Origin of the sequence: Aquabacterium olei, from assembly GCF_003100395.1 — a bacterium.
GTDB lineage: Bacteria > Pseudomonadota > Gammaproteobacteria > Burkholderiales > Burkholderiaceae_C > Aquabacterium > Aquabacterium olei.
In genome coordinates this window covers 401,216-413,832 of record NZ_CP029210.1, presented here as the reverse complement: position 1 = coordinate 413,832, position 12,617 = coordinate 401,216, and the positions used below count along the sequence as shown (strand labels likewise).

Annotated in this window: 12 protein-coding genes; 6 read left to right on the top strand and 6 right to left on the bottom strand. The window is 69.5% G+C overall.

Annotated elements, in window-relative coordinates:
• Position 1: 1 nt before the first annotated feature.
• Entirely contained in the window at positions 2–1,741 is a 1,740-nt protein-coding gene (dsbD, locus tag DEH84_RS01815; protein WP_245932654.1) for a protein-disulfide reductase DsbD, read from the bottom strand.
• An 81-nt stretch (positions 1,742–1,822) separates the two neighbouring features.
• On the opposite strand from dsbD, the gene cysK reads away from it, so the two are divergent.
• Positions 1,823–2,740 (top strand): cysteine synthase A, encoded by a 918-nt coding sequence (cysK, locus tag DEH84_RS01810; RefSeq protein WP_109034202.1) that lies wholly within the window; start codon positions 1,823–1,825, stop codon positions 2,738–2,740.
• A gap of 44 nt (positions 2,741–2,784) precedes the next feature.
• Positions 2,785–3,588, top strand: coding sequence for a potassium channel family protein (locus DEH84_RS01805; RefSeq protein ID WP_109034200.1), 804 nt, complete (start codon positions 2,785–2,787; stop codon positions 3,586–3,588).
• An 11-nt stretch (positions 3,589–3,599) separates the two neighbouring features.
• Here the strand turns inward: DEH84_RS01805 and pyrC are convergent, their stop codons facing one another.
• A complete protein-coding gene (gene pyrC, locus DEH84_RS01800; protein WP_109034198.1) occupies positions 3,600–4,643 on the bottom strand; it encodes a dihydroorotase in 1,044 nt (347 codons plus the stop codon).
• A 113-nt stretch (positions 4,644–4,756) separates the two neighbouring features.
• Here pyrC and DEH84_RS01795 point away from each other — a divergent pair, with 113 nt between their 5' ends.
• Entirely contained in the window at positions 4,757–5,587 is an 831-nt protein-coding gene (locus DEH84_RS01795) for a prohibitin family protein (protein ID WP_218929746.1), read from the top strand.
• 43 nt (positions 5,588–5,630) lie between these two features.
• Positions 5,631–6,566 carry a DUF4394 domain-containing protein gene (locus DEH84_RS01790; protein ID WP_109034197.1) on the top strand — a complete coding sequence of 312 codons (936 nt, stop codon included), beginning with the start codon at positions 5,631–5,633 and terminating at the stop codon, positions 6,564–6,566.
• A 21-nt stretch (positions 6,567–6,587) separates the two neighbouring features.
• On the opposite strand, the gene DEH84_RS01785 is transcribed toward DEH84_RS01790, so the two are convergent.
• Positions 6,588–8,414 (bottom strand): ABCB family ABC transporter ATP-binding protein/permease, encoded by a 1,827-nt coding sequence (locus DEH84_RS01785; protein ID WP_109034196.1) that lies wholly within the window; start codon positions 8,412–8,414, stop codon positions 6,588–6,590.
• A 53-nt stretch (positions 8,415–8,467) separates the two neighbouring features.
• On the opposite strand from DEH84_RS01785, the gene DEH84_RS01780 reads away from it, so the two are divergent.
• Both DEH84_RS01780 and DEH84_RS01775 read left to right on the top strand, forming a co-directional pair.
• The gene (locus DEH84_RS01780; protein WP_109034195.1) at positions 8,468–8,890 is read left to right on the top strand and encodes an acyl-CoA thioesterase; all 423 of its coding nucleotides are present in this window, start codon (positions 8,468–8,470) and stop codon (positions 8,888–8,890) included.
• A gap of 105 nt (positions 8,891–8,995) precedes the next feature.
• Complete coding sequence (locus DEH84_RS01775; RefSeq protein ID WP_109038146.1) at positions 8,996–9,727, top strand: 2OG-Fe dioxygenase family protein; 732 nt, start codon at positions 8,996–8,998, stop codon at positions 9,725–9,727.
• A 24-nt stretch (positions 9,728–9,751) separates the two neighbouring features.
• Here DEH84_RS01775 and DEH84_RS01770 read toward each other — a convergent pair whose 3' ends face one another.
• The 3 genes from DEH84_RS01770 to DEH84_RS01760 all read right to left on the bottom strand — a co-directional run bounded on the left by DEH84_RS01770 (position 9,752) and on the right by DEH84_RS01760 (position 12,601).
• Positions 9,752–10,681, bottom strand: coding sequence for a GGDEF domain-containing protein (locus DEH84_RS01770; RefSeq protein WP_159098806.1), 930 nt, complete (start codon positions 10,679–10,681; stop codon positions 9,752–9,754).
• 178 nt (positions 10,682–10,859) lie between these two features.
• Complete coding sequence (locus tag DEH84_RS01765) at positions 10,860–11,636, bottom strand: enoyl-CoA hydratase (RefSeq protein WP_109034193.1); 777 nt, start codon at positions 11,634–11,636, stop codon at positions 10,860–10,862.
• Between the two features lie 65 nt (positions 11,637–11,701).
• Complete coding sequence (locus tag DEH84_RS01760) at positions 11,702–12,601, bottom strand: alpha/beta hydrolase family protein (protein WP_109034191.1); 900 nt, start codon at positions 12,599–12,601, stop codon at positions 11,702–11,704.
• Between the last annotated feature and the right edge of the window lie 16 nt (positions 12,602–12,617).

The window sequence follows — 12,617 nt, the reverse complement described above, 5'->3', positions numbered from 1 at the left end:
CTCACAAGCCCGCCTGCTGCAGCGCCTGCACGAACACCTCGGGCTTCTGGAAGCCGACCACACGGGCTTGTGGCACCGGCTGCCCCTGCGCGTTCCAGAACAGGATGCCGGGCGGCCCGAAGAGCTGGAAACGCGCCAGCAGCGCGCGGTCGTCGTCGTTGTTCGCCGTCACATCGGCCTGCAGCAGCACCGCGCGCTGCACACGCTGGCGCACGCCCTCATCGCGGAAGGTCAGCTGCTCCATCTCGACGCACGACACGCACCAGTCGGCATAGAAATCCAGCATCACGGGCCGGCCTTCGGCCGCGGCGCGCGCCAGGGCCGCATCCAGCTCGGCCACATTGCGCACGCGCTCGAACGGCAGCACGCTGCGGTGCGCCCCCACAGCGGCCTGCTGGCCCGTCACCTGGGCCACCAGCACCGGCCAGGCAGGCCGGGTCACCCAGGCGGCCATCACCAGCATCAGCACGCCGAACAGCGCCTTGACCGCCTTCATCCACGGCCCCGTGCGCGGCAGCAGCGTGCCGGCCGAAAGGCCCACGAGCAACAGCGGCACGCTCATGCCCCAGGCCATGGCGTACAACGCGCCGCCGCCCAGCCACACGTCGCGCGTCTGGCTGATATAGAGCAGCGCCCCGGCCAGCGGCGCCGACACACACGGGCTGACGATCAGCGCCGACACCACGCCCATGGCAAACACGCTCAGGAAACGCCCGCCGGGCAGGTGCTGCGTGCCCTCGCCCAACCAGCTCTGCACGGCCACCGGCAGACGCAGCTCGTACAGCCCGAACATGGACAGCGCCAGCAGCACCATCAATGCGCCAAAGCCCAGCACCACCCAGGGGTGCTGCAGGTAGGCGGCCAGGCCCTGGCCCAGCAGGCCGGCGGCCACGCCCAGGCCGGTGTAGACCAGCGCCATGCCCTGCGAATAGCTCAGCGCCAGCGCAAAGCCGCGCCCCCGGCTGACCCGCCCCTGCTGCCCCACGATGATGGACGACAGGATGGGCACCATCGGCAGCACACACGGCGTGAGCGACAACAGCAAGCCGGCCAGCAGGAACACCGGCAGAACCACCGCCAGCCGGCCTGAGGCGAGCGCCTGGCTCACCCGGTCGCCATCGGCGTCCACGGGTGCCGGGGCGGCCGCAGGCGATGGCACGGCGGGCACCGTCGCACTGCCCAGCAGGCGACCGCCCCCCGGCGCGGCCAGCGCCACCGAGCCCCCCGCCGGGCGCACGCCCTGCAAGGCGCCATCCGGCCCGATCTGGAGTTCGTAGCGCCGGGTCTGCGGCGGGTAACACAGGCCGGCATCCGCACAGCCCTGGTAGACGATGGTGAGCATGGGCTCGCCGCGCAGCCCGGCCGGCAGCGCCACTTCGCCCGAGACCGGGCCGTGGTAGACCTCCATCACCTTGTCGAACGTGGCGTCGTGCTTGGACTCGCCCGGCGGCAGACGCCAGCTCAGCGCCTCGGGTGCCGCCCGTTCACCGGCCTGCAGGCGGGCCTCGAAGCGCTCGCGGTAGAGATACACCCCAGGCACCTGCGCGATGTCGACGCGCACGGCCTGCTTGCCGGCCACGCCCACGCTCGGCCGGAAAGCCTGGTCGGCGGGCAGGAAATCCTCGGCGCGCACGCCCTGCGGCCAAAGGGCCACCATGATGAGGGTCAGACAGAGCAGCACGACCGCGACGCCCTGCTCCACAAGGCGGCCGCCGCGCATCAGAATCGGTGTTTGCAGCATGGCACGCATTCTGCCCGGCCCGCGTCGTATGCTCTCAGGCGCTTTGTGCATAAGGTCTTTATGACCGCGGAGAGAACCACCATGAAAGCCTCATCCATCCTCGACACCATTGGCCGCACCCCTCACGTCCGCATGAACCGCCTGTTCGGCGCGGCGCCCGAGGTCTGGATCAAGGCCGAACGCGCCAACCCCGGCGGCTCGATCAAGGACCGCATTGCCCTGGCGATGGTGGAAGACGCCGAACGCAGCGGCGCGCTCCAGCCTGGCGGCACCATCGTCGAGCCCACCTCGGGCAACACCGGCATCGGCCTGGCCATGGTGGCCGCGGTCAAGGGCTACCGCCTCGTGCTCGTCATGCCCGACAGCATGTCGATCGAACGCCGTCGCCTGATGCTGGCCTACGGCGCGCAGTTCGACCTCACGCCGCGCGAGAAGGGCATGAAGGGTGCGATCGAGCGTGCCAAAGAGATCGTTGCCACCACGCCCGGCGCCTGGATGCCGCAGCAGTTCGAGAACCCGGCCAACATCGCCGTGCACGAACGCACCACGGCCCAGGAGATCCTGGCCGACTTCCCCGAAGGCCTCGACGCCCTGATCACCGGCGTGGGCACCGGCGGCCACCTCACGGGCTGCGCAAAGGTGCTCAAGGCCGCCTGGCCACAGCTCAAGGTGTTTGCGGTCGAACCCAAGGCGTCGCCCGTCATCTCGGGCGGCAGCCCCGCGCCGCACCCCATCCAGGGAATCGGCGCCGGCTTCGTGCCGGTCAACCTGCACACCGACCTGCTTGATGGCGTGATCCAGGTGGAAGCCGAAGACGCCCGCGAGTACGCGCGCCGCGCTGCCCGCGAGGAAGGCATGCTGGTCGGCATCTCTTCCGGCGCCACGCTGGCCGCCATCGCGCAGAAGCTGCCCGAGTTGCCCGACGGCGCCCGCGTGCTCGGCTTCTGCTATGACACGGGCGAGCGCTACCTGTCGGTGGAAGGCTTCCTGCCCGCCTGAGGTCTCACCCCCTGCTTTCCGGGCTGCCGCAGCCCGGCCTTGCCATGCCCCGACGCTTCGGCCGCCTCGATGCGGCCCACTCACCCTGGCCGATGCTGATCGCGCTGACCGCCAGCGTGCCGGCCTTTTACGACTCCATGATGCCGACGCCGGCCACCTGGGCAACCTGGATGTACCTGCTCAGCGGCACGGTCGTGCTGGTGTCGGCGTGGCGGGTGAGGCGGGCGCTGCAGGCACCGGGCCCCGCGGTCAACGAGCAGAGTCACACGTGGGGCCACCACCCCATGGAGTTGCGACTCGACTGGTTTCTGGGCGCGGCCCTGCTGCTCAACGCGGTGCTGCCGCAGAGCAATGAGTCGGAACCGGCGCTCATCTGGCGCCTGGCCATCGCGGTGCTGATGCTCTATCGGCTGTTGAAGATCAGCAAGCCGCTGTTCACCGAAACGGGGCTGGCCCGGTTGCTGGGCATGGGCGCCACCGTCATCGGCCTGTGCGGCATCGGCTTCTACTGGCTCGACCCGGGGGTGACCTCGCTGCACGAGGGCCTGTGGCTGGCGTTCTCCACGGCCGCCACGGTGGGCTATGGCGACGTCGTGCCGAGCAGCACCGCCTCGCGTGTGTTTTCGGTCTTCGTCGTGCTGCTGGGCTATGGCCTGCTGTCGCTGGTGACGGCCAGCATCGCGGCCATGTTTGTCGGCACGCAGGAACGCAAGGTCGAGCGCGACATCCTCCGCGACATGCACGCCCAGATCCGCTCGCTGCGCCAGGAGATCACCAGCCTGCGCGACGAGGTTCATGCGCTGCGGGCAGGGCGGCCCGCCCCACCCGACACCCCAGAGAGCCCCTGAGCCGCCCCGGATCAGCGCAGACGCCAGTGCAGCGTCTCGCCACCGCGCAGCGGCTTGATCACGGTCTCGCCGAAGGGCAGGCTTTCCGGCACCACCCAGTCCTCGCGGGCCAGTGTGATGCGGTCGGTGTTGCGAGGAAGGCCGTAGTAATCCGGGCCATGGAAGCTGGCAAAGCCCTCCAGCTTGTCGAGCGCACCGGCGGCCTCGAAGGCCTCGGCGTACAGCTCGATGGCGCACGGCGCGGTGTAGCAGCCGGCGCAGCCCGAGCTGTGCTCTTTCAGGTGCGAGGCGTGCGGCGCGCTGTCGGTGCCCAGGAAGAACTTCGTGCTGCCGCTGGTGGCGGCCTGCACCAGCGCCACGCGGTGCTCCTCGCGCTTCAGGATGGGCAGGCAGTAGTAGTGCGGGCGCACGCCGCCCATGAAGATGGCGTTGCGGTTGTACAGCAGGTGCTGCGGCGTGATGGTGGCGCCCACGAAGCGGTCGGCCTCGGTCACGTACTGCGCGGCCTCCTTGGTGGTGATGTGCTCGAACACCACCTTCAGCTCAGGGAAGTCGCGGCGCAGCGGGATCAGCTTCTCGTCGATGAAGGCCTTCTCGCGGTCGAACACGTCCACGTCGCTGTCGGTCACCTCGCCGTGCACGCACAGCACCAGGCCCTCGCGCTGCATGGCTTCCAGCACCTTGTAGGTCTTGCGCAGGTCGGTCACGCCAGCGTCGCTGTTGGTGGTGGCGCCGGCCGGGTAGAGCTTGAAGGCCACGGCGCCCATGGCCTTGGCGCGGGCCGCCTCTTCGGCCGGGGTGTTGTCCGTCAGGTAGAGCGCCATCAACGGCTCGAAGGTCACGCCGGCCGGCACCGCCGCGCGGATGCGGTCGCGGTAGGCCACCGCCTGCTCGGCCGTGGTGATCGGCGGGCGCAGGTTGGGCATGATGATGGCGCGGGCGAACTGCGCCGCCGTGGCCGGCACGACCGAGGCCATGGCCGCGCCATCGCGCACATGCAGATGCCAGTCGTCGGGGCGGGTCAGGGTCAGCGTGGCGGGCGCGGTGGCAGTCATGGCAGAGCGGTTTGGGGTGTGAAATCAGCCGCCATTTTCGCACCGCCGCCTGCCCGCGGTGCCGGTAGGATGCCGACAAGGCCGCCATTCGAGCGGCCGCATCAGGAAGGACCATGACGACGTTTTCTTCTCCCTCCCGTGTGGGCCCGGTGTTCAAGGGCGCGCTGCTCATCGGCGGCGCGCTGTTCGCGCTGTCCATCCTCAACCCCGTGGTGGTGATCACCGCCGGCGAGCGCGGGGTGAAGACCACCTTCGGCAAGGCCGACGACGCGGTCTACGATCCCGGCATCCACTTCAAGGTCCCGCTGGCGCAGTCCATGCACCTCATGGACGTGCGCATCCAGAAGGGCGAAGGTGAAGGCGACGCCGCCTCACGCGACCTGCAGTCGGTGCACACACGCATTGCCATCAACTACCACCTCGACCCGCACCGGGTGGTGGACGTGTTCCGCACCATCGGTCCCAGCACCGACATCGCGGCCGACCGCATCATCATCCCGGCCGCGCAGGAGGCGGTGAAAGCCGTCACCGCGCGCTTCACGGCCGAAGAGCTGGTCACGCGGCGCACCGAGGTGCGCGACGCCATCGGCGACCTGTTGAAACAGAAGATGGCACGACACGGCCTGGTCCTCGATGAATTTGCCATCGTGAACTTCGCGTTCTCGCGATCGTTCGCCGAAGCCATCGAAGCCAAGGTCAAGGCCGAACAGGAGAAGCTCAAGGCCGAACGCGACCTGCAGCGCATCGAGGTGGAGGCCAAGCAGAAGGTGGCGTCGGCCAGGGCCGAAGCCGACGCGCTGGCCCTGCAACGCCAGCAGGTGACGCGCGAACTGCTGGAGTTGCGCAAGGTGGAAAACGAGCGGGAGGCCATCCGCAAGTGGGATGGCAAACTGCCCAACGTGACGGGCGGCACCGTGCCGTTCATCCAGGTCAAGCCCGATTGAACAAGGTTGGCGGCTGCGGGCTGCCGGCCCAGGAGTACCGCCCATGGCCATCCTTCGCCGTCCATCCTCTTGCCGCGTCGCCCTCATGGGCAGCTTGGCCCTGTCGGTGCTGGCCGGGTGCGTCAGCGCCCCGGCGCCCGACACCGCCGCACGGGCGTCCCACCTCGAGACCCCCGCCCCGCGCATCGAGCGCAAGGAGCTGATCGTCGGCGTGACCGACGACAACGTGCTGGTGACCTTCAACGGCAGCGCGCCCGAGCAGATCCTGAGCCGTCAGCCGCTGCAGGGGCTCGCGCCGGGCGAGGCCCTGGTGGGCATCGACTACCGCGTCGCCAGGGGGCTGCTGTACGGGCTGTCGACGCAAGGCCGCCTGTTGCGCATCGACCGGGCCTCGGGCCAGACCACGCCCATCGGCGAGCCGATCACAATGCCGGCCGGCGCCCGTGTCGGCTTCGACTTCAACCCGACAGTGGACCGCATCCGCGTGGTGACCGATGCGAGCGCCAACATGCGATTGCACCCGGACACCGGCGCCGCCGTGGACGGCAACCCGCAGCAGCCGGGCGTCCAGCCCGATGGCGCGCTGCGTTACGCGCCGGGTGACCTGCTGGAGGGCCGCCCCGCACGCATCGTCGCGGTGGGCTACACCTACAACGCCGACAACGACAAGATCACCACGAACTACGCGATCGACGCACAGACGCGCCACCTGTCCATCATGGGCTCGCTGGAGGGCACACGACCCGAGGTTTCGCCGAACACGGGCCTGATGCGCTCGGTGGGGCCGCTGGTCATCGACGGATTCGACGACGCCGCGTTCGACATCGCCGACACCAACAACCGGGCCTACCTGGCCACCCGCCGCGGCGTCGACCGGGCCACGCGGCTGTACGAGGTCGATCTGAAGTCGGGCCAGGCCCGCTTCATTGGCGGCGTGGGCCAGGGCGTGGTGCTGCGCGGCATGGCCATCGAGCCCTGACCCCGCCACTGCGGGGCTGGCTCAGGCCTCGTGCTGCTGCAGCCGCCACATCTGCGCGTAGCGGCCGTTCGCGGCCAGCAGCTGCGGGTGCGTGCCGCGCTCGATGATGCGGCCCTGCTCCATCACCAGGATCTCGTGCGCGTGCACGATGGTCGACAGCCGGTGTGCAATCACCAGCACCGTCTTGCCCTGGCCGACCGCGGCCAGCTCGGCCTGGATGGCGCGCTCGTTGGCCGAATCGAGCGCCGACGTGGCCTCGTCGAACACGAGGATGGGCGGGTTCTTCAGCAGCGTGCGGGCAATGGCCACCCGCTGCTTTTCGCCGCCCGACAACTTCAGGCCCCGCTCGCCCACCATGGTGTCGTAGCCGCCGGGCGTGGCCAGGATGAAGTCGTGAATGTGCGCCGCCTTGGCCGCCTGCTCCACCTGCTCGCGCGTGGCATCGGGCCGGCCATAGGCGATGTTGTAGGCCACGGTGTCGTTGAACAGCACGGTGTCCTGCGGCACGATGCCGATGTGGCGGCGCAGGCTGTCCTGCGTGAGGCTGCGCACGTCGTGGCCATTGACGGTGATGCGGCCACCCTGCACATCGTAGAAGCGGTACAGCAGCCGCGCCAGCGTCGACTTGCCCGAACCCGATGGGCCCACCACCGCGACCGTCTGCCCGCCCGGGATCTCGAAGCTCACGTCGTGCAGGATGGGCCGTGCCGGGTCGTACGCGAACTGCACATGGTCGAAACGCACGGCGGGGGCCTGCTGGTCCTTGATCAGCAGCGGGCGCGCATCGGCCGCATCGGCCACCTCCCGCTCGCGCGCCATCAGCGTGAACATCTTGTCGAGGTCGGTGAGCGACTGCTTGATCTCGCGGTAGATCACGCCCAGGAAGTTCAGCGGGATGTAGAGCTGGATCATGAAGGCGTTGACCATGACCAGGTCGCCCACCGTCATGCGGCCGTCGACCACCCCCTGCGTGGCACGCCACAGCATGGCGATCAGGGCCGTGGCGATGATGGTCTGCTGCCCCGCGTTGAGCAGCGACAGCGTCTGCTGCGTGCGCACGGCCACCTTGCGCAGGCGCTCCAGGGCCTCGTCATAGCGCCGGCCTTCAAACGCCTCGTTGTTGAAGTACTTGACGGTCTCGTAGTTCAGCAGCGAATCGACCGCGCGCGTGTGCGCCTTCGAATCGAGCTCGTTCATCTCCCGCCGGAAACGGGTGCGCCACGTCGTCACGCCCACGGTGAAGCTCACGTACAGCACCAGCGCGGCCACCGTGATCCACACGAACACCATGTCGAACTTCGCGCCCAGCAGCGTCAGCACCAGCGCCACCTCGATCACCGTGGGCACGATGCTGTAGAGCGAGTACGAGATCAGCGAGTGCACGGCCCGCGTGCCACGCTCGATGTCGCGGGTCATGCCCCCGGTCTGGCGCTCGAGGTGAAAGCGCAGGCTCAGCGCGTGCAGGTGCGAGAACACCTCCAGCGAGATGCGGCGCGCCGCGCCCTCGGTGGCCTTGGCAAACACCAGCTCGCGCAACTCGGTGAACACCGACGTCGACAGGCGCAGCAGCCCGTAGCCCAGCAGCAGCCCGGCCGGCACGGCCAGCAGCGCCTGGGGGCTGCCTGCATCCGGCGCGAGGCGGTCCACCAGGTTCTTGAGCACGAGCGGCACGCTCACGTTGGCCAGCTTGGCGCCCACCATGAAGGCCAGCGCCAGCATCACCCGACCTTTGTAGGCCCACAGATAGGGCCAAAGACGCGCCAGCGTCTGGCGTTCGCCGTGCTGCGGGGCGGCGGGGGGCGAGCCGGCAGGGGTCTCGGCGGCGGGAACGTGTGCGTAACGGCGCATTCTGGAACAATCACGGGTCAGACCGAAGAAGCAGATTGTCTGCCTGATTGCCCATGACCGTCGTCCCCCGCCCCAACACCCTTCTGACCCCCACCGAGCTCCACCCCGACATGGAGCTCGTCATGCGGGTCATGCCCATGCCCAAGGACGCCAACGGCAACGGCGACATCTTCGGCGGCTGGATCATGGCCCAGGTCGATCTGGCCGGCTGCGTGCTGCCCGGCCGCGTCTCGCGCGGGCGCGTGGCCACCGTCGCCGTCAACGAGTTCGTTTTCCGCAATGCGGTGTCGGTGGGCGACCTGCTGTCGTTCTACGCCCGCATCGAATCGGTCGGCCGCACCTCGATGAAGGTGCATGTCGAGGTCTGGGCCGAGCGCCAGCCCACGGACCCGATCCTCGTGAAGGTCACCGAGGCGCACATCACCTACGTGGCCATCGACCTCGAAGGCAAGCCCCGGCCGGTGCCCGCAGCCTGAGGCCGTCTGCGGCTTGCGACAGGTCAAGCCATGGCCCATCGCACCGCGGGCGACGCCACCCTGTCGCCGGGCGCACACCGCCGTCTGTGCGACCATGTCGCCCTTATGGAAGCGCTCACCTCGACCTCCCTCGATCAGGTTCCTGACGCCTTGCGCCAGCAAGGCTGGGCCCTGCTCCGCCCTGCCGTGCTGCTCGACTGGTTGCACAGCGACGCGGCCACCGCCGACGCTCTGCACGCCAGCTGGAACGACCTGCCGCCCGACCAGCACCTGCGCGACGGCGGGCATTACCGCTTCCGCCGCCACAGCTGCTTCACGCTCGACACCGCCGACGGCACGCTGACCCAGGTGCCGCACCGCGCGCACTGGCAGCCGGTCACCTACAACGCACTGCACGGCGGCTTCGAGCGCTGGTTCGAGCCCGTGGCGCCCGACGTCTGTGCCCACCCGCTGTGGCAGGGCCTGCTGGCGCAGATCGGTCAGTTGCTGGCGCAGGCCAAGCCGGTCGACCGCTGGTACATCGAGGCCCACCAGTTCCGGGTCGACACCACCGGCGGCATCGGCCGACCCACACCGGAAGGCGCCCACCGCGATGGCGTGGACTTCGTGGCCGTGCTGATGCTCGAGCGCCATGCCATCAAGGGCGGCGAGACCCGGGTCTTCGAAGCCGACGGCCCCCGCGGCGTGCGCTTCACGCTGACCGAGCCCTGGAGCACCATGCTGATCGACGACGAGCGTGTGATCCACGAATCGACGCCGATCCAGCCCCTGGCCGATCACGGCTGGCGTGACACGCTGGTGCTCACCTTCCGCCAGGGCGGATTCCAGGGGCCCTGAGGGCCGGCCGCAGCGGCGGCGGCGTCAGGAGCGCCGCCAGTCCTTGCTCAGCAGGTGGCGGCCTTCGTTCTGGGCCACCACAACGCGGTCGCGTCCGGTACGCTTCGCGGCATACAGCCCTTCGTCGGCCCGGCCCAGCACGTGGGCCCAGTCCTCATCGGGCAGGCTGCTCGCCAGGCCCACACTCACGGTCAGCTGCAGCATGCCGCCCAGCGTCTCGACCATGATCTGCGAGACGGCCTGACGCAGCCGCTCGGCCACGCCGCGCGCGTCATCCAGGTCGGTGCTGCCCAGCACCACCAGAAACTCCTCGCCACCGATGCGGCCCACCCGGTCGCCGTCGCGCAGGTTGCTGCGCAGGCAGCCGGCCACACGCACCAGGGCCTCGTCGCCGATGGCATGGCCAAAGCGGTCGTTGATGGACTTGAAGTGGTCGACGTCGACCATCAGCAGGCACAGCGGCTGCCGGGCCTGTCGCCGATCGGCATGCAGGCCCTCGAGGTGGGCGAGGATGGCCCGTCGGTTGAGCAGGCCCGTGAGCGCGTCGCGGTCGGCCAGATCGGCCAGTCGGTGCTCCAGCGCCTTGCGCTCGGTGATGTCGAGGATGGTGCCCACCAGGCCGCACACGACGCCGTGCTCGTCGCGCACCGCGGCCTTGTAGAACAGCACGTGCAGGCGTTCGCCGTTCGGGCGCTGCACTTCGGCTTCGTAGCGTTGTTCGCCCCCGGCCAGCATCAGTGCCTCATCGGCCTCCTGGTAGACACGCGCCAGCTCCGGCGGCGACAGGTCGAACACCGACATCCCGAGCAGTTCATCGGGCCGCTTGCCCATCAGCTCGGTGAAGGCGCGGTTGCACCCCCGGTAGCGGCCGGCACGGTCCTTGAAGAAGACCGGCGTCGGCAGGGCGTCCAGCACGGACTGGACCAGGGTGGAGGGCAGACGGATGTCGAACAAGGCGGGCCAGACGGCAGCGCACCGCGCCACCAGATTGAAGACCGGAAACGCCCATTATGCGCGCGCGCCCCGCCTTTGACACCTCCGTGCCGAGACTTCCTTGGCATTCTGCCCACCGCCGGCGGCCGTAAGGCGCGACAGTTCGTGGACAGACCCTCTACAGGTCCGTCCAGCCTGGTCAGCACTTCGAGAAATCGGGCTTGCGCTTTTCCATCACCGCGCTGATCGCCTCGCGGGCGGCCGGGCCGCGCAGCAGGTCACCGAAGGACTGGAACTCGTCGATCATGGCCTGGGCCAGACCGGTCATCGGCTTCTTCATCAGCGCCTTCGTGGCGCGCAGCGAGGTGGCCGGCTTGGCGGCCAGCTTGGCAGCCTGCGCCTGGGCGTAGCCGTTCACTTCGTTGGGCGGCAGGATGCGGTTGACGAGGCCCATCTCCAGCGCCTCGTCGGCATAGAAGGCATCGCCCAGCAGCAGCTTTTCGGCCGCACGCTGGTAGCCCAGCAGCTGCGGCAGCAGCAGGCTCGAGCCGCCCTCGGCGCACACGCCCAGGTTGACGAACGGCAGGCTGAAGGCCGCGTTGTCACCCGCGTAGACCAGGTCGCAGTGCAGCAGCAGCGTCGTGCCGATGCCCACGGCCGGGCCGCACACAGCCGCCACCACGGGCTTGGGGAAGGTGCGCAGCGCTTCCAGGAAGCGCACCACCGGCGCGGGCTCAGCGCCCGGCGACAGGTCGGCCGGCTTGCTCAGGAAGTCGGCCAGGTCGTTGCCCGCGGTGAAGACCTCGACCGCGCCCTGGAACACCACCACGCGCACGGCGTCGTCCTGGGCGGCCTCGGTCAGGGCGTCGGCCAGCGCAGAGTACATCGCGGTCGTGATCGCGTTCTTCTTCTCGATGCGGTTGAAGGTGAGGGTCAGCACCGCGCCTTCGACGTGGGCGAGGATGGGATCGGACATGAGAGGTCTCCTGAAGGATGCGGTTCGAGAGGCAGGGGCCGGAATCAAGGCGCCATGTTAGGGCGTCAGGCGGCCTGCCGGGAGGGTTCGGCCGTGTCGGCCTGCGGTGTCACGCCCAGCCAGGCCAGGCTGTGTGCCCAGCCACGCGGGCCCGTGCGGGCGTGAAAGAAATCGAAGTGACCCACGCGCGCCGCCCCGATGTCCTGCGGACGCAGGTGGAGGTGGCGCACCGTGGTGCCGGTGTAGCCCGCGTGCACGGCGCGGATCCCGCGCGCGCTGGCCATCGTGTCGTCGGTGAAGAGCACGGCCGTGATCGGCTTGCGCACGGCGGCGTACGCGGCCACGACCTCGGGCCCTTCGCTGAACAGGAAGTCGGGGCTGGCGCACCAGCGCTTCCACTGCGCGACGATGCCGCGCGGCAGGTCACCCACCGCGTTGATCCGCCGCCCGGCGAAATAGCCGTGACGCGCCACGCTCAGCGGCACCACCACATGCCAGAACAGCCCCATCCACGGCCGCAACCGCGGCGCCAGATGGCGCGTGAAGCCGCTGCCGCTGCCCAGCGTCACGACGTGGTCGATCTGCGGGTGCTGCGGCACCATCCCGAACAGGATGCCGCCCATGCTGTGGCCGAACCAGCTGATGGGCAGACCCGGGTGGCGTTCGCTCACCAGCGCCATGATGGCCGGCGCATCGTGCCGCGCCCAGTCGGTCAGGCGGGCGCGGTAACGCTTCAGGTCGGCCGGGGCCGACTCGCCCATGCCGCGCCAGTCGAGCGTGTAGACCACGCAACCATGGCCGGCCAGCCAGCGTGCGTAGCGGTCGTAGAACGACTGCGGCACACCCAGCGCCGGCGCCACGATGACGGCGCGCTGCACCGTCGCCCCCTCCAGCGGCCGGTAGGCCCGGGCCGCCAGCGTGTGGCCATCGTCGGTGTGCAGGTGGAGGTGTTCGAGGTGTTCCATGGTGGCGAGGCGGTCA